This is a genomic window from Pseudonocardia sp., from assembly GCF_025965585.1.
In the GTDB taxonomy this organism is placed as follows: domain Bacteria; phylum Actinomycetota; class Actinomycetes; order Mycobacteriales; family Pseudonocardiaceae; genus Pseudonocardia.
Map to the genome: position 1 here is coordinate 1 of NZ_JAOPWR010000518.1, position 17,672 is coordinate 17,672.

General features: G+C 72.9%; 11 protein-coding genes. 4 read left to right on the forward strand and 7 right to left on the reverse strand.

From position 1 onward, the window contains the following. The 3 genes from JWR81_RS31840 to JWR81_RS31850 form a co-directional block, all read left to right on the forward strand. Nucleotides 1-1,773: arabinosyltransferase domain-containing protein (locus JWR81_RS31840; protein WP_297661316.1), on the forward strand; the 1,773-nt coding region annotated here is incomplete at its 5' end. A gap of 119 nt (nt 1,774-1,892) precedes the next feature. After that, nucleotides 1,893-3,779, forward strand: a complete 1,887-nt coding sequence (locus tag JWR81_RS31845) for a glycosyltransferase (protein WP_297661318.1) — start codon at nt 1,893-1,895, stop codon at nt 3,777-3,779. A gap of 51 nt (nt 3,780-3,830) precedes the next feature. After that, nucleotides 3,831-4,640, forward strand: a complete 810-nt coding sequence (locus tag JWR81_RS31850) for an SDR family oxidoreductase (RefSeq protein WP_297661320.1) — start codon at nt 3,831-3,833, stop codon at nt 4,638-4,640. Between the two features lie 10 nt (nt 4,641-4,650). Here the strand turns inward: JWR81_RS31850 and JWR81_RS31855 are convergent, their stop codons facing one another. The 4 genes from JWR81_RS31855 to glf all read right to left on the reverse strand — a co-directional run bounded on the left by JWR81_RS31855 (nt 4,651) and on the right by glf (nt 11,959). Next, complete coding sequence (locus tag JWR81_RS31855) at nt 4,651-6,681, reverse strand: DUF6541 family protein (protein ID WP_297661322.1); 2,031 nt, start codon at nt 6,679-6,681, stop codon at nt 4,651-4,653. Between the two features lie 130 nt (nt 6,682-6,811). Beyond that, nucleotides 6,812-8,830 carry a glycosyltransferase gene (locus tag JWR81_RS31860; RefSeq protein WP_297661324.1) on the reverse strand — a complete coding sequence of 673 codons (2,019 nt, stop codon included), beginning with the start codon at nt 8,828-8,830 and terminating at the stop codon, nt 6,812-6,814. 114 nt (nt 8,831-8,944) lie between these two features. Next, nucleotides 8,945-10,648, reverse strand: a complete 1,704-nt coding sequence (locus tag JWR81_RS31865; RefSeq protein ID WP_297661326.1) for a hypothetical protein — start codon at nt 10,646-10,648, stop codon at nt 8,945-8,947. A 114-nt stretch (nt 10,649-10,762) separates the two neighbouring features. After that, nucleotides 10,763-11,959, reverse strand: coding sequence for a UDP-galactopyranose mutase (gene glf / locus JWR81_RS31870; RefSeq protein WP_297661328.1), 1,197 nt, complete (start codon nt 11,957-11,959; stop codon nt 10,763-10,765). 229 nt (nt 11,960-12,188) lie between these two features. Here glf and JWR81_RS31875 point away from each other — a divergent pair, with 229 nt between their 5' ends. Next, nucleotides 12,189-12,827, forward strand: coding sequence for a class I SAM-dependent methyltransferase (locus JWR81_RS31875; protein ID WP_297661330.1), 639 nt, complete (start codon nt 12,189-12,191; stop codon nt 12,825-12,827). Here JWR81_RS31875 and JWR81_RS31880 read toward each other — a convergent pair. From JWR81_RS31880 to JWR81_RS31890, 3 genes are read right to left on the reverse strand one after another with little or no spacing between them, the layout of a single operon-like run. After that, nucleotides 12,745-13,761: a lysylphosphatidylglycerol synthase transmembrane domain-containing protein gene (locus JWR81_RS31880; protein ID WP_297661332.1), complete on the reverse strand. Its 1,017-nt coding sequence runs from the start codon at nt 13,759-13,761 to the stop codon at nt 12,745-12,747. The two genes, JWR81_RS31875 and JWR81_RS31880, sit on opposite strands and share 83 nt — an antisense overlap. Before the next feature lie 2 nt (nt 13,762-13,763). After that, nucleotides 13,764-14,753 (reverse strand): glycosyltransferase family 2 protein, encoded by a 990-nt coding sequence (locus JWR81_RS31885; RefSeq protein WP_297661334.1) that lies wholly within the window; start codon nt 14,751-14,753, stop codon nt 13,764-13,766. Then, nucleotides 14,740-17,664 (reverse strand): hypothetical protein, encoded by a 2,925-nt coding sequence (locus tag JWR81_RS31890; protein WP_297661336.1) that lies wholly within the window; start codon nt 17,662-17,664, stop codon nt 14,740-14,742. The genes JWR81_RS31885 and JWR81_RS31890 overlap by 14 nt, the downstream gene beginning before the upstream one ends. Nucleotides 17,665-17,672: the final 8 nt, after the last annotated feature.

Below are 17,672 nucleotides of genomic sequence, written 5' to 3' on the forward strand. Positions count from 1 at the left end.
GGCGTCACCACCGCGCTGACGCCCGGCGGGCTCATCGCGTTCATGCCGTTCCTCGCCGGCCTGCTGCCGGTGCTGCGGGTGCTGCGGTCCCGCCGCGACCTGCACGTATGGCCGCTGGTGATCGCGCTCGTGGCCGCGCCGTCGGTGGCGGTGCTGTTCATGCTGTCCGACCAGAGCCTCGCGTCGATGCTCGAGAGCACGCGCGTCCGGACGCTCATCGGCGGCGGGATGCCCTGGTTCCAGGAGTTCGAGCGCTACGCGAACCTGCTGGAGCCCGGCTCGTTCCAGGGGTCGATCGGCAAGCGGGCCGCGGTGCTGTTCACGCTGCTCGCGGCGGCGGGCGTGATGTGGGCGCTGCACCGCGGGCCCGAGCGCCGCAACCGGGCCGGAATCGCCCCCGGCCCGGCCGGGCGGCTCGTCACGGGGTTCGGGCTCGGCCTGCTGGCCATGACGTTCACCCCCACGAAGTGGACGCAGCACTTCGGCGATTTCGCCGGCACCGGAGCGGCCGTGCTGCTGCTCGGGCTCGTGCTCTTCGCCGCGGGCCCGCTGAAGGAGCGCCCGCGGGCGCTCGTGACGGGACTCGCGGCCGTCACCGGGGTCGGCGGGCTGGTGCTCGCGGGCTACAACATCTGGCCGTACGCGTCGAACTGGTTCTCCCCCACGTTCAGCTCCGTCCCGCCGCAGCTCGCGGGCAAGGGCGTTTCGGCGTACGTGCTCGCAGTCGGCGGGCTGCTGGTGACGGTGCTGCTCGTGCGGTCGGCGTGGCTGCGGGCGGGCGGCGCGACGGCCGTCGGGACGCCGCGGCGGGTGCCCGCGCCGGGCCCGGTCACGGCGGTCGCGCTGGTGGCGGTGCTGCTGCTGCAGGTCGGCGGGCTCGCCCGGGTGGCCGTCGATCACCGCGACAGCTACACCCTCGCCTCCGACGGCCTCGCGACGCTGCGCGGCGAGCCCTGCGGCCTGGAGCGGCTGCTCTCGGTCGAGACCGACCCGTCCGCGGGGCTGCTGCCACCGGCGGGCGGCTCGATGACGGGCGCCGAGCGCACCGTCGACGTGGGGGGCACGAGACTGCCCGGCATCGCGGTGTCCGGCACGACCACCACCGGCTGGTTCACCCTCGACCCCGCCCAGCGTGACGACACGCTGCCCGTGGTGGTCACGACGTCCGGCACCACGCGACCGTCCGACCGCCTGACCGTCGAGTACGGGTCGGGCGGTCAGGTGATCGGCAGCCGGTCCGTCACCTCCGGCTCGGACACGCCCACCGACGTCCGCCTGATGGCCCCGCCCGGTGCCGACTCCGTGCGCCTCGCCGTGACCGCGCCGACGGCAGGCCCGCAGCCCGCGGCACTGGTGTCGCTGCCGCGGGTGCCCCGTCTGACGCCGATGGAGACGCTGCTGCCACCGGGCAGCAGCGCGGTCCTCGACTGGCCCGTCGCGTTCCTGTTCGGGTGCATCGAGCCGACACAGCTGCCGCTCGGCACGACGAGCCTCCCGACGTGGGAGGTCGGCCCACCGGCGACCGATCCGTCGGCCGGGATCACCTACGCGCCGAGCTTCGGCGGCCCCTTCGCCGCACCGCGGCTACTGGTCACCGAGCAGCGCATGGCCACCTACCTCGCCGGTGACCCGCTCCGTGACGCCGCTCAGCTGTTCCGCTGGACCCCCGTCACCCCGATGATCACTCCGACACCCGTCGTCGCAGTTCACAGCGTCGCGGGATGGCACTCGGACGGACGCACCCGGGTGCCGGGACTGGATCCCGTGGGCTGACCCGACGACGCACCGGCTGATCGCCGCCCCCACAATGGCAGCGAACTCGTGCACACTCGACCGGAGGACGGCCGCTTCGCATGCTTCGCACACCGGACAGCACGGACACTTCGACCGACGTGGCCGCTCCCGCTGACGACCGGGAGACCGGCCCCGCCGACGGCGGGAGGCCCGCGCCGATCCTGGCGCAGCGCGGCCTGTTCTTCGGACCGTCGGGAAAGGCACCGGAGGATCTCTACTCCGTCGTCGAGATGGGCACCGCGCGCCGCAGGCGCCACCGGATCGACCTCTCCCCGGGTTCGCGGGTGCACACCAACACCTACTTCGGCCGCTTCCACGCCACCTACTGGCAGCGCTGGACCCCGGTGACCGAGGTGGAGGTCGAGGCCGTCGTCACCGGCTCCGGCCGCGTCCGGCTGATGGCCTCGGACACCAACAAGGTCTGGCGCGTCGCCGCCGTCGCCGACGTCGAGGACGTCGTGGAGCAGAAGGTCCGCTTCGTCGCCCCCATCGACCGCTTCCTCGACGGTGGCGGCATGTGGCTGGAGCTCACCACCGAGATCGACGGCATGAGCGTCTCCGACGTCCGGTGGAGCGTCGTTGCGGTGCGCCCGGTGCCGCGCACCGACCTCGTCATCTGCACCTACAACCGCGTCGACGACTGCCTCAACACGCTCCAGTCGCTCGCCGACGACCCCGGCGCGCTCGCGCTCGTCGGCACCGTGGAGGTCGTCGACCAGGGCAGCGACCCGCTGGAGTCCCGCGAGCGCTTCCTCGATGTGGCGGCGGCGCTCGGCGAGCACCTGCGCTACGTCCGCCAGCCCAACCTCGGCGGCGCTGGCGGCTTCACCCGCGGCCTCTTCGACGCCACGGCGGGCGCCCCCGAGGAGCAGTCCGACATCCTGCTCATGGACGACGACGTGATGCTCGAGCCCGAGATCGTCGTCCGCCTGACGTCGTTCGCGGCGAGCACGGCCACGCCGATGATCATCGGCGGGCAGATGCTCAACCTGCTGCACCCGGGCCACCTGCACGTCTCGGCCGAGCGCGCCGACCCGGAGAAGCTGGTCAACGGCCTGGAGATCGCCGGGGCGCTCCGCGAGGCCTACCTCCTCGGCCTGGACGAGCGGAACCTGCCGATCAACCAGGAGCGGCGCGTCGACGCCGAGTACAACGGCTGGTGGTCGTGCCTGATCCCGGCCGCGATCGTGCGGGAGATCGGCTACCCCCTGCCAGTGTTCTTCCAGTGGGACGACGTGGAGTACGGCTACCGCGCCCGCGCCCACGGCTTCCCGACGGTCACCCTGCCCGGTGCCGGCGTCTGGCACGCCGACTTCGGGTGGAAGGACTGGGACGAGTGGCACAGGTACTTCAACCTGCGCAACGCCCTGATCATGGCGGCGCTGCACACCGACTTCTCCACCAAGCGCGTCATCACGCGCGTCGGGCACCTGCTCTCGACGTACCTCATCGCGATGCACTACGGCCTGACGGCCACGCTGCTGCAGGCCGTCGAGGACTTCCTCGATGGGCCGGAGATCCTGGATGACGGCTCGGTGGCCGCGGCCGCGGAGATCCGCCGCATCCGTGCCGCCTACCCCGAGACCATCGTGCACCCGATGTCGGAGATGTCCGACGACTTCCGCGACCTGCAAATCGTGCGCGCCGCCAACGAGCCGGGCAACCTCTGGCTGACGTTCGCGAAGCGCGCCGCGTACCACGTCTTGGGACGGGCACCGCACGGCACCGGCACCGTGGCCGCGGGTGACGCGCACTGGTGGCACGTCTCGCTGTTCGACCGCGCGGTGGTCACGGACATGGGCGAGACCGGCGTCCGCATCCGGCAGCGCGATCCCGAGCGGGTGAAGACGCTGGCCAAGCGCGGGCTCGTGGCCATGCGCCGCCTCCGCAGCGAGGGCCCGGCGGTGGCGCAGCGCTACCGCGACGACATGGGCCGGCTCACCAGCCGCGCGAACTGGGCGCGCCTGTACGGGGTGGACGAGTAGCCCCGATCGAAGGCTACCGCCGGTAAGTTACTTCGGGTAACCTCTGCGGTCATGAAGGACTTCGCGGACAAGGTCGCCGTCATCACCGGGGCCGGATCGGGCATCGGCCGGGCGCTCGCCCTCGACCTGGCACGCCGGAGCGCGCGGCTGGCCCTCTCCGACGTCAACGCCGACGGAGTGGCCGCCACCGCGCAGGCCTGCCTCGCCGCGGGCGCGAAGGCCGAGCACCAGGTGCTCGACGTCGCCGACCGCGCCGCGTTCGACGCCTACGCCGCACAGGTGGTGGCCGAGCAGGGCCGCGTCGACCTCGTGGTCAACAACGCCGGCGTGAGCATGACCGGGCCCGTCCTCGACCTCACCGTCGAGGAGATCGAGTGGATCATGGGCGTCAACTTCTGGGGCGTCGTGCACGGCACCAAGGCGTTCCTGCCGCACCTCGTCGGCGCGCACTCCGGCCACATCGTCAACATCTCGTCGGTCTTCGGGATCATCGCGGTGCCGGGGCAGTCGGCATACAACGCGTCGAAGTTCGCGGTCCGCGGCTTCACCGAGGCACTGCGCCAGGAGATGCTCTCCGCGCGCACCGGCGTGGCCGTGAGCTGCGTGCACCCCGGCGGGATCAAGACCAACATCGCGCGCGGCGGCCGGTTCGCCGCGGGTGTGGACGCGGGCGCCACCGCCGATCTGTTCGACCGCATCGCCCGCACCACCCCCGAGGTCGCCGCGGCCACGATCCTGCGCGGCGTCGAGCGCGAGCGCGCCCGCATCCTCATCGGCCCCGACGCGTTCGCCATCGACGGCATGCAGCGCCTGCTGGGATCGGGCTACCAGGCGATCGTGCGTCGCGTGGCGTCGCGCTGAGCGGGCGCGGTCAGATCCCGATCACGCGGGCGTCCAGGCGGGGCTCGTCCAGCGCCTTCAGCACCGTGTACCGATTCTCGAACGGCACGAGGACCACGGCGTCGGGGCTGGTGGCGAGGATCCACCGCACAGCCGCGGCGGCGCCCGGCCCGGGGTCGACGAAAAGGGTGCGCGCGGCCACGTAGTTGCGCTGCGTCGTCCACGTGCCGGTCAGTGCGAGATACCACTGGGACGCGAGGATCGAGTTGATCGGGCGGTCCGGGCGGGCGTCGACGTAGAACGAGTCGGGCGGGATGTCGCCGCCCGTGCGCTGCAGCCGCTCGATCCGCACGGCGATGTCGGACGACGTCGGGGGCTGCCGCAGCACGCGGACCTGCTGGACGAGGTCGGCCGACCCGGGCGCCTCGGCGGAGAGCCCGATGCCGCTCAGGCCGGCGACGGTCAACCCGAACACCTGGGTGACGGCCAGCGCGACGCACACCGAGGCGACGAACCCGCGCACCGCCGCCCACGGCCGCAGGGACGGGGGCCGCCGCCTGCCGGCGAGATGGGCCACCGGGATCGCGAGCAGCACGAGCAGGATGATCTCGGCGCCGAGCATGAACTTGAGCCCGTAGTAGGTGGCCTCGCCGCTGGCGTCGATCTGCATGACGACGAGCACGGTGGCCGTGATCGCGCCGACCACCGGCACCGCGGCCAGCGCGGCGATCCGGGCCCGGGTGCTGCGGCCCGCGGAACCGATCGCGCCGACGGACCCGCGCCGCACCATGAGGCAGGCCCCGAGCACGCCCAGCGCCGCACCGAAGGCGAAGCCGAGGTTCACCGGGGGCGCGCCGCCCGTCAGCGTCAGCGGGCTGGCCGCCTGCACCCGGGAGATGACCACGACGGTGCGCCACAGGCACCCGAGCACGGCGAGCACCACCACCGCACACACGACGGTGACCCGGACCGACGACCGCGCCCAGCGACGACGCGCGAACGGGAGCGTCAACGCGATCACCACGGGCGCCGCCAGCACGAGCAGCAGCACCCAGCTCGACGCGATGCCCACCACCGCGCCCCCGATCGCGGCGAGCGGGAGCGGCGCCCACACGCGTGCCATCGGCAGCCCGACCAGAGCGATCGCGACGACCAGCGCGCACGCGACGGTGAAGTTGCCGATCCCACCCTGGATCGAGGTGGCGCCGGGGCCGAAGTAGAACACCGCCGCGACGAACGCGGCGACCGGCGCGGCGATGCCGGGGCGCCCGCGCAGCACCGGCAGCGCGCAGAACCCGGCGACGAGCATCGTGGTCACCGCGATCACGAGCAGGGCCACGGCCTGCGAGTACAGCAGGAGCTCGGAGCCGATGCTCCCGGGCACGGGCCCGACCATCACCTCGATGAGCGTGGCGACGACCGCATGGAAGCCCTGCGGGTAGTTGAAGAACTGCCAGGTGCCCCCACCCGGGGGCGCCGCGAGTACGTCGGCCGTGACGCCGGTACGCCGGATGCCCTCGACCATGGCGAAGTGGGCCGAGTTGTCCCAGCCGCTCATCAGCATGCCCAGCGTCTGGGACGTGGTCTTGACCTGCAGCCACGGCTGGAGCTCGACCAGGCCGAGCCCGACGCTGAGCGGCACGAACACGTCCACGCGACGCAGCCGCGGGACGAGCGCCCGCATCCGCAGGCGGGGGCGGCGGCCCGCGCCGACCCAGCCGGCGACCGCAGCGGCGAGGACGGCCAGCCCGATCGCGACCCGGCCCGTGGTCCCGACCGGCAGCGGCACCCACCACAGCAGGGGTACCCAGCCGAGCAGCAGGCAGCCTGCCAGCAGGATGCGCCGGCAGAGGTCGCGCGAGGTGGGGACGAGCAGCACGAGCAGCGCCCCGACGAGCAGCCCCGCGGTGCCCTCGAGCACGCCCGCACGGCGGCCGACCAGCACGACCACGGCCGCAGCCACCGCCGCGACGAGCCCGCGCAGCAGCCTCCGGTCACGTCCCCGCGACGGTGGGGGTGGCGCGGGACGCAGAGCCGGCACGACCTGCGCAGGCGCTGCCACGGTTCTCGCTCTCTCAGCTGCCGCGGTAGGGGCTCTCGGGCCGGTGCCGGGCGGTGGGTTTCTCGGCTCCGACCCTACTGCCGGGACCTGTGCCCGCAGTGAACCCCCGTCGATCAGCGGCCGAACACGGTCAGCGGTCGAAAACGTTGCGCTTCCAGGCTTCGCGGCTCGTCAGCTCCGGCTGGGCCTCGCGGTAGCGGCGGCGCAGCTCGGGCCAGTCGCGCGCCACCTGGCGCAACTGCGCCACCGACGTCGCGAACATCGACCGGAACAGCGCGGGGTCGCGGCGACGGAATGTGACCCCGCGGCCGTCCGGCGTCGAGACGGTGGCGGAGTCCAGCCGCGCCAGGATGAACCACTGCGCGTACCGCGAGGGCAGGTTGCGCTGGGGCACGACCCGGTGGGCGGGGTCGGGCGCCCGCAGGTTGTGCACGACGCTGCGCGCGAGGTTCTTCACGATCGCGACCTTGGTGGTGGGGGGCTCGGGGAACGCCTGCGCCGCGAGGGCGTCGAGGTCCGAGAGCGGCACCTGGGTGGCCGAGTCGAGGGGGCGACCGTCGTCGTACTCGGCGCGCTTGGAGCGGATCTGCCCGAGGATCACCGGCAGCGACGGGAAGAGCTCCTCGGGGCCGGCGAGGAAGTCGCGCAGCGCCATCTCCTGCAGCGCCACGGCCGAGTACTCCATGAGCATCAGGTGCCGCAGGGTGCGCTTGATGGTGTCCTTGACCAGCGCCTTCGCGCTGTCCGGGCCGTGCAGCGCGGCCGCGACGAAGCGGTTGCGGTAGTGGAAGTAGGCCTGCCAGTCGCTGGTGTCGTCCTTCTCCAGGAAGGACATGTGCCAGATCGCGATGCCCGGCACGGTGGCGGTGCGGTAGCCGCGCGAGCGGGCGCGCAGGCCGTACTCGGCGTCGTCCCACTTGATGAACAGCGGCAGCGGCATGCCCAGGTCCTCGGCCACCGCGCGCGGGATGAGGCACATCCACCAGGCGTTGTAGTCGACGTCGGTGCGGCGGTGCAGCCACGGCGTCTGACGCAGGGTGCGGTCGGCCAGGTCGTGGTGCGGCTCGGTGCCGGGTGCGTTGCGCCAGAGGAACGCGTTGCGGTCGACGACCTCGCCCATGGTGGAGAGCTGCGAGCGCGCCTGCAGCGAGAGCATCTGCCCGCCGACGAGCATCGGCTCGCGGGCGTGCCGGGAGAACGCGACCGCGCGGAGCACCGAGTCGGGCTCCAGCAGGATGTCGTCGTCCATGAAGAGGATCTGCTCGCAGTCGGTGGTCTCGAGAGCCTCGTACATGACGCGTGCGTAGCCGCCGGAGCCACCGAGGTTGGGCTGGTCGATGATCCGCAGCTTGTCGCCGAGGACGGCCGCGGCGGCCTCGAAACCAGGCTCGTCGCGGACCTTCTTCGTGCCCTGGTCGGCGATGAGCACCTTGACGACGCTGTCGAGCACCATCGGGTCGGAGCCGATGGCGGTGATCGTGGCGACGGCGTCGGCGGGACGGTTGAACGTCGGCATGCCGATGGCGACGGCGGCCCGGCCGGGGGCGGCCTCGGCCGCGTACCAGCCGCCGCCGTGCAGCGTGAGCTCGCCGGCGTCGGTGGTGAGGTCGAACCAGTACCAGCCGCCGTCCTCGAACGGGCGCAGGTCGAGCGGCACCTCGATCCAGCGGCGGCCGCTACCGCCGATGACCTCGCCGTACTCGAAGATGTGCGAGCCGTCGGCCTTGGTGCGGTAGACGTCGACACGGCCCGTGCCCTCGACCTCGAGGCGCAGGTGCACCTCGGTGAGCGCGCTCCAGCGGCGCCAGTAGCTCGCCGCGAACGCGTTGAAGTAGGCGCCGAACGACACCTCGCTCTGCTCGCTGACCACGGCCGACGTGCGGGAGGTCGCTCGCACCTTGCGCGCGCCGATCGAGGAGCCCGCGAAGCTCAGGACCTTCCGCACCGGCTCGCCCGGCGACGACGGCATGGAGGAGACGCGCAGGCCGTTGCGCTCGTCCATGTACAGCGAGCGGACGCTCATCGGGTCGCCCGTGCGCGGCAGGAGGACGCGCTGCAGGAGGCTGCCCGGATGCTCGGACGCCGACGGCGCTCCGGCGGGGTCCGCGGACGTCGCGGAGGTGGGAGACGTGGCGGCGGTGGTGGTCAAAGCGCAGTCCTCGTGTCATCGGGGTCTCGGCCGTGCGGCGGGGCTGTCGTACACGCACCGAGGTCGAGGGTAGCGGCGTGAGGAGCGCCACCCGCGGGGCGGTCACGGCGCGGTTCAGGCCGTGGTCGCGCCCGGAGTCAGGCGGTCGCCGCACGACGCGAGCGGGGTGGCCCGCTGGGCCGCGTCGGCGGCGAGGGACTGCCGTGCCCAGGCCTGCAGCCGGGCCATCTGCTCCGGGCCCGTGACGAGGTCGCGGCGCACCCAGTTGCCGCCGCCGTTGGGCGTCGGCCCGATGAGCACGTAGCCGGCCACGAACCGCGGGTCGGTGTCGAACGCCATCTGGGTGCGGAACTGCCCGTGCGACCGGATGAACGACGGCTTCACGACGTCGAACACGTAGTTCCGGACGCCGGCCCAGTCCTTGGCCGCCCAGAACCGTGCGATGGTCGGCTCGGCCAGTCCGGCGCCGTCGGTGAGCAGCGACGTGCCGGTCAGCGCGGCACCGCCGATCTCGGGCGCGAACAGCGTGGGGCTCCTCAGCCCGAGGATCTCGACGTAGCCGTTAAACTCGCGCCCGGTGTTCTGCACGATCAGGCACATCGGGGCCACGGGCTCGGCCCGGTAGCTGCGCGCGGCGGCGACCCACTGGCTGCCCGACAGCACGGCGGCGGCCACCACCACCACGGCCACCACCGCGCGTCCGCGCAGGCGCAGCCGGCCCACCACCTCGACAGCGGCCAGCGCCACCACCAGCGAGCCCAACACCCAGACGGGCGTGGCGAAGCGGTACTGGGTCATCCAGTCCGAGATCAGCACCCCGAACGCCGCCAGGGCCAGTGCCAGCGGGACGAGCACCAGCACCACCGCGGTGCGCACCGGCGAGCGGCGCCCGAGCGCGGCCCCGACCACCAGCACCCCGCCGAGGACGGCGAGCCAGCCCGCGTACGCGACGAGGTCGCTCACCTTGGCGAACCCGGCCGCGGTGGGCAGCCCCTGCGACTTCGCGACGGCGGTGGTGGGCAGCCACGCGTGGAACGTCGACCAGCGCCAGAGCAGGTACGCCCCGTACGGCACGGCGAAGGCCAGCGCCGCGAGCACCGCCGAGCCGAGCCCGCGTAGCCACGTGCCGCGGCGGAGCAGGACGAGCATCGCCAGCGGGTACGCGGCGGCGTAGATCATGCCCTCGGGCCGGGTCAGCGCGGCGAGCGCGGCGAGCAACCCGCAGGCCACCGCGGGCCCCGGCGTGGCGAGCCGGTCGCGGGCCCCGGACCGCACCAGCACCGTGGCGATGCCCGCCGTCGCGAGCGCGAGCAGCGAGTTCTCCAGCCCCGACACGCACCAGATGACGAACGACGGGATCACCGCGCATGCGCAGCCCGCCAGCACCGTGACGACGGCGGGCCGCCGCGACACGGCCGACGCGGCGGCGAAGAAGCACGCGAACACCCCCGCGACCAGGACCAGCGCCAGCGACTTCGGGTAGGCGACGTAGTCCGGCACCCCGAACCAGGTGCCGTGGTCGAACAGCCCGAGCCACCGCCCCACGACCAGCAGCGCGAGCCAGGCCGGGTCGGAGAAACCCTCGACGGGCGGCAGCCCCGGCTGCAGCACGGGGCCCGCCCCGATCGCGACGGACCGCGCGTAGGCGAACGTGATGCCCGCGTCGTCGACCTCCCAGCGGCCGTACAGCGAGGCGTGCAGGCCGAACAGGACGGTGGGCACGAGCACCGCGGGCACGACCGCCCACGACCGCCGCCTGCATGGCCGTGACGGCGGCGCCACCTCCGTCGGGGCGGGGGCGGCGAGCGTGTCCGTCATGGTCGAGAAGTCTGTCAGCACCCGATCCGCTCGCCGTTTCGCGTCGTCGCACCCTCCAGGGAGCGTGCGAGGACGCGAAATCGCGCGCAGATGGGACGGCGCGCCGGGCCGGGCTCAGTCCTCGGCGGACTCCGTGCCCGCCAGCGCGCGGCCCTCGGTGAAATACGGAGCGATGCGGTTGTCGAACATCGTCAGCGCCGAGCCGATGGCCATGTGCATGTCGAGGTACTTGTACGTGCCCAGGCGGCCGCCGAAAAGGACGTTCGCGTTGGCCGTCTCCTTGCGGGCGAGCTCGCGGTAGCGGGTGAGCTTCGCGCGGTCCTCGGGGGTGCCCACCGGGTAGTACGGCTCGTCGCCCGGCTCGGCGAAGCGCGAGAACTCCCGGACGATGACCGTCTTGTCCTTCGGGTAGTCGCGCTCGGGGTGGAAGTGGCGGAACTCGTGGATCCGTGTGAAGGGGACGTCCTCGTCGTTGTAGTTCATGACCGAAGTGCCCTGGAAGTCACCGGTGTGGGTGAGCACCTCCTGCTCGAAGTCGAGCGTGCGCCAGGAGAGTTCGCCCTCGGAGTTGCCGAAGTAGCGGTCGAGCGGGCCGGTGTAGACGGTGGGGGTGCCCACGGGGATCTCGGCGCGCACGTCGAAGTAGTCGACGTCCGTGCGGACCTCGATGTTCGGGTGGTCTGCCATCCGCTCGAGCCACGCGGTGTAGCCCTCGCGGGGCAGGCCCTCGAACCTGTCGTTGAAGTACCGGTTGTCGAACGTGTATCGCACGGGCAGCCGGGCGATGATCGACGCGTCGAGCTCGCGCGGATCGGTCTGCCACTGCTTGGCCGTGTAGCCCTTGACGAACGCCTCGTAGAGCGGCCGCCCGACCAGGGAGACGCCCTTCTCCTCGAGGTTCTTCGCGTCCTTGGTGTCGATCTCGCCGGCCTGCTCGGCGATCAGGGCGCGGGCCTCATCGGGGGTGTGCGACTTCCCGAAGAACTGGTTGATCAGCGCCAGGTTCATCGGGAACGCGTAGACCTGGTCGGCGACGCGGGCGAAGACGCGGTGCTGGTAGCCGGTGAACTCCGTGAACCGGTTGCAGTACTCCCACACGCGCTCGTTGGAGGTGTGGAAGAGGTGGGCGCCGTAGCGGTGGATCTCGATGCCGGTCTCCGGCTCGATCTCCGAGTAGGCGTTGCCGCCGATGTGCGAGCGGCGGTCGAGCACGAGGACGCGCTTGTCCAGCTCGGAGGCGGCGCGTTCGGCGATGGTCAGCCCGAAGAAGCCCGATCCGACGACGACGAGGTCGTATCCCGTGTATCCCACGGCTCCTGAGGGTAACGGCGGCCGCGTGACGCACGGTGTCGGCCCACCGCCGCCGTGGCGACCCCCAGCACCAGCGCCACCCCCGGGACGCGCCGCCACCACCTCGGACCCGGGGGGCCGTGGGCCGGGGCCGGCGCCCCGAGGGTGACGGGACCGGCCCGTGCCCGACCGGTACCGTGGCCGCCGCGGTGGGGCGACGCCCCGTCGCGACGCGGCAGGAGGTCGGTGCGTGCAGGAGCAGAGCACGGCGTTCGAGACGCCGGATGTGGTGATCGGCAACCACACCGCCAAGTACACCGCCAAGAACCCGGCGATCCGGTGGCTCACCGAGCGCTGGGTGGCCAACCTGGAGGGACAGCTCGACCGCGTGCGTGCTGACCCGAGGCTGACGTCCGGTCGTGCGCTCGAGGTCGGCTGCGGCGAGGGCGTGATCGCCGACAAGCTGTCGCAGCGGTGGTCCACGGTGGTCGGGCTCGACCTGCCCGACTCCGGCCTGCGCCGCGACTGGAAGGCCTACTCCGCCCCGCACTTCCTGCACGCGAACGCCGAGCAGCTGCCCTTCCGCGACGGCGAGTTCGAGGTCGTCGTCTCGGTGGAGGTGCTGGAGCACCTGCGGGACCCCGAGCGCGGCCTGCGGGAGATCGCCAGGGTCGGGAGCAGGCACCTCGTGCTGTCGGTGCCGCGGGAGCCGATCTTCCGCGGCTGCAACCTGGTTGCGGGCCGCTACGTGAAGGACCTCGGCAACACCCCGGGGCACCTCAACCACTGGTCCACCCGCAGCTTCGTCAAGTTCGTCTCCACGGTCGCCGACGTGCAGCGGGTGACGACCCCGTTCCCCTGGACGACGGTGTGGGCGACACTGCGCTGATCTCGGCGCCGGTCTCGTCGGCGCTCCCCTGACGGGTGCTCATCCGCCGCGCCACCAGCGCCGGCAGGCACCACGCGACGTCGCCCACGGTGAACATCAGCCGCGACAGCACGGCGATGACCGTGGCCTGGGGGGCCGAGAGGACGCCGGCGAGCAGCAGGATCAGCGCCGCGTCGCGGACCCCCGCGCCTGCGGGCGCCACCACCACCAGGAACCCGATCGCCCATGCCGCGGCGAACGCACCCGTGGCCACCAGCAGTAGCCACGGTGTCGGCGTCGCCCCGAGCTGCAGCGCGAGCACCCAGACGTGCACGCCGTAGGCGATCCACGACAGCAGCGCCCACCCCGCCGCCCGGGCGATCCCGCCGAGCGTCAGGGGTTGCGGCAGGGCCGGCCTGCGGGCCAGCCGCAGCGCCGTGCCGATGAGGCGGTTGAGCACCGGTGGCGCCGCCACGACGATCGCGACCGGCAGCGCGATCAGCGTCCACCAGTAGGTCGCCACCGCGCCGTCGGCGAGCAGCGGCAGGGACGGGACGGCGATGACGAGCCCCGTCCCCACGATCACGACGAGGAAGACCGCGACCGCCGCGCCGGACGCCCGGGGCGGCACCTTGTAGTCGCGGCCGAGCTCCATCTGCGCGAGCACCGGCCACAGCGAGCCGGGGAGGTACTTGCCGAGCTGGCCGACGAAGAACACCCGCATCGCGCCGGGGACCGGCAGCGGGGAGCCGAGATCGGCGAGCAGCGCCCGCCAGCACAGGAACGTGCCGAAGATGCCCGCAAGCACCGCGGCGAGAGCGCCCAGCACCGACCCGGCCGAGAGCCGGCCGAGCAGCGGCTGTACCTCCTGCCACCGGCTCGCGAGCACCCACACGACCGCGCCGGCGAACGCGGCCACGACCAGCACCCGGACGGCCGTCCGCCACCGTCGCACGATCAGGTGTCCCCGCGCGACCGCACGATGAGGTCCGCCAGCAGACCCACCGCCGCGATGATCAGGCCCGTCACGAACAGCAGCATGGCGTTGGTGGTGATCCGCAGGTCGTACCGGACGAGGTCGGTGGCGCCCTTCACGAAGCCGACCGTCAGCAGCGTCAGCGCCAGCGGCATCAGCACCTTGAGCGGGTTGAAGTACATGACCATCCGCAGCACCTGCAGGATGTAGCGGTAGGCGTCGCGGACGAAGTGGAACTTCGAGGTGCCGGCCCGCTGCGCGTAGTCGATCGGCAGGTAGTCCACCGTGTGCTGGTTGGACAGGAACGACAGCGTGATCGTCGTGACGCAGGAGAAGCCCGGGGGCAGCAGCCGCAGGTAGGGCAGCGACACCTCGCGGCGGAAGGCCCGCAGCCCGGAGTTCAGGTCCGGGATCTTCGTGCCCGACAGGAACTCCGCGAAGCGGCGGATCACCCACTTCGCGGGCACCCGCAGGACCTTGTGCGTGCCCTGCTCCGAGGTGCGCGCCCCCACCACCTGGTCGACGTCCGGGTTGCTCTGCAGGTACTGCACGAACTCGGGGATGCGCTCGTTCGGGTAGGTCATGTCGGCGTCGGTCCAGACGACGATCCGGCCCGCCGCCTCCGCCGTGCCGATCCGCCGGGCGGTGCCCGAGCCGCCGTTGCGCCGGAAGGGCATGAGCCTCATGTGCGGGAAGCGCGGCAGGGACTCCTGCAGCACGGCGAGCGTGCGGTCGGTGGACTTGTCGTCGATCGCCAGCAGCTCGTAGGACAGCGGGCTGTTGTCCAGGGCCTTGGTGATGCGCTCCACCTCGTCGAGCACGTGGTCCTGCTCGTTGTAGCAGGGCAGCACGACGGTGACGTCGACCTCGCCGCGCCCGCTGCGCGAGGAGACCGGGCGCCCGGTGCTGTCGGCCACCAGGGAGGGGTGGCGCGTGTCGTCCCGTGCCGGCGGCGTGTCAGGAGTGGTCATGGCCTCGTCGAGTCCGCTCGGGGGAGCCGAGGCCGACGGACTCGAGATCGGCCTCGCCGCGAGGGCTGAGCGTATCGAGGGTCGTCATGGCGCTGTCACGGCGTCGCCGCCAGACCGTCAGACCCACGATCGCGAGCAGCCCCAGCGCTGCGACGGTACTCACCCAGACCCCGGCCGTGGCGGTGGCGGACCGGTACTGCCAGTGCACGACGTGGTGTCCCGCGGGAACGGCCACCGCGACCGTGCCGTGGTCGGCCGGACGCACCGCGGCCGGCTGCCCGTCCACCTCCACCGTCCAGCCGACCTGCAGGGCGTCGGCCACGACGAGGTATCCGCTCCCCGCCGCGTCCACGGTGACGTCGATGTCGTCGAGGCCGTCGTCGGTCACGTCGAGCGTCGCCGGGCCGGCCGTGGCCGCGGGGCCCGGCGTGCCCAGCACGACCTGGTCCGGGCGCAGGGTGCCGCTCGCCACCAGCTGGACCTGGCGCTGCGGGTCGGGCTCCACCACGGTCTCCGACGCCCAGCGGATGCGCGGCAGCGCCGTGAGCCGCTGGTAGATCACCGAGCTGCCGGCGTGGGTGAGCTGCAGCCCGTCGTCCTGGGCGCGGATCGTCGACACGGCGGGCGCGCCGGCCGTGGTCCGCACCGTGATCGGCTGCGGGCCGTGCACGGTCACCTCCGCGGTCACCGCCGGGCCGGGCGCCTCGGTGAGCGGGACGGCGAACATCTGCCCGGGGACCATGCCGGCGTCGATGCGGGAGTTGCGGGCCACGACCGACCCGTCCGCGGCGCGGAGCACGACCTCGATGCGCGTCGAGCCGGGGACGTCCGGCACCGACTCGGGGATCACCGCCAGGCCGCGCAGGGCGGCGCCGGGCGGGATCGGCACGGAGATCGGCGTCTCCGGAGCGAGACGGGTGGTGCCGCCGTCGCCGACGTCGGCGTCGAGGTCGCCGAAGACCGGCTGGATCGGCGAGGTGACGAAGTAGCGGACGCCCAGGCGGTCGAGGACCGGGCTGGTGGCCACCCCCGGTCCCGCCGAGAACACCGGCAGCGTCGGGGGGTCCTGGAACTGCGCGCCGGGGAGCGCCTCGATGAGGTCCGACATCGTCCCGTTGACGAAGATGTGCCCATTGAGCGCGCGCAGGCCCAGTGGTATGTCGGCACCGGTGCCCATCCCGTCGAGGGCGAAGGCGTAGCGCTCGTGGCCCAGGTTCTGCTGGAGGTAGAGCTGGGCGTCGGTGACCGGGTAGAAGGTGTCCCGTTCGCTGCGCGGCCAGTAGTCGCGCACCAGGCCCAGCGCCTGCACCGCGATGAGCATCGGCAGCAGCACCGCGACGCCGACGCGCAGGCCGCGCAGCACCCGCCCGCCGCCGACCCAGCGGAGCACCGCGACGCCGGCCACTGCCACCGCGACCAGCACGAGCGCGGCGAGGACCTGCCGGTCGAGCAGGTAGAGCCGGGCGACGTCGTCGGCCGCGGCGGTGTCGGTGGCCCGGGCGAGGTCGCGGGCCCGCCACCAGATCCACGCGGTGCCCGCCGCGGCCGCCAACCACACCACGGCCCCGTAGACGGGCACGGCCCACCGCAGCCGTCCGGTGGGAGCACCGGTGGGATCACCGGTGGGCTCGCGTCCACGCAGCACCACCTCGAACCCGGCGGCGGCGAGCACCGCGACCAGGAACCCGAGCACGCTGCGCACCCGCCCGACGTAGTTGTCCGAGAACAGCACCGGCAGCTTCTGCGCCACCGCGAGCAACGGGCCCCCGCCGTACGTGGTGGCGACGGTCAGGCCGATCGCGACGATCAGGAAGAACCACACGCCCCGGGGCAGCAGGCCACGCCCCCGGCCCGGGGACGCCACCGCCACCACCGCCAGCACGATCGCGACCGCCCCGACGTACGACAGCGCCTCCACGAAGTTCACGCCGAGCATGAACGCGGGCTGCTGCCCGGGGTTGACGTTGCCCAGGCCCTCCGGGGCCAGCGCCGTGATCAGCGCCTCCGGCGGCAGGTGGTCCTGCGGGGTCTGCTCGCGCCCGGCCACCAGTGCCTGTGACATGAACGACCCGAACGGCAGCAGCTGCACCGCCGCCAGCGCCACACCCCCGGCCAGACCGGCCGCCGCGCCCACCAGCACCCGGACGTCGGCGCCCCAGCGCCCGGACCGGTGCTCGGCCACCACCCGGACCACGAGGTAGATCGCGGCGAAGAACAACGTGTAGCCCGTGACGGCGGGGAACCCGCCGAAGAGCATCGCGGCGACGGACGCTGCCAGCAGCACCGCGTCCAGGGCGCGGCCGCGCTGCACCAGCCGCTCGACGGCCCAGAACACGAAGCCGATCAGCGCGGCTGTGCGCGTCTGCGGCCACCCCGTCCACGCGATGAGGAAGGCGCTGGTGGCGAACACCAGCCCGCCGACCAGCGCGGCCGGGCGGCCGAGCCCGGCCCGTCGCCCGAAGAGGAAGCACCCGCCGACGGAGACGGCGATCTCCAGCAGCTTGGTCCAGGCGGGTGCGAGCCAGCCGGGCAGCAGGTAGTACGGCAGCGTGAGCGGAGAGGCGACCGCGAAGTTCGGCGTCGCCCCCAGCGGCACCCCGCCCAGGATGTAGGGGTTCCACGCCGCGATGTGGCCCGCCTTCAGCGCGTCGGCAAAGAGCAGCGTGTTCGGGAGGAACGTGTCGTAGGTGTCGTTCTGGAACGCGGTCTGGACGGTGCCGGCGAGACCGGCGTCGCGGTACGGGCTGGACTGCACCAGCGCGTCCGTGGCGGCGAACACGCCGTGGCCGATCAGCGGGCCGCCGATCCCGATAAGCGCGAAGAGAGCCACGGCCACGACGACCGCCGCGGTCACCAATCTCGCGCCGCGCCCCTGCGCCTGCGCTGGATCCGCGTCGTCCTTCGTGCGCACGCACCACT

What these genes read in the sequence shown, in the direction of transcription:
- JWR81_RS31850 (WP_297661320.1), top strand. Translation starts at nt 3,831, where the DNA reads ATGAAGGACTTCGCGGACAAGGTCGCCGTCATCACCGGGGCCGGATCG.
- JWR81_RS31885 (WP_297661334.1), bottom strand. Translation starts at nt 14,753, where the DNA reads ATGACCACTCCTGACACGCCGCCGGCACGGGACGACACGCGCCACCCC.
- JWR81_RS31865 (WP_297661326.1), bottom strand. Translation starts at nt 10,648, where the DNA reads ATGACGGACACGCTCGCCGCCCCCGCCCCGACGGAGGTGGCGCCGCCG.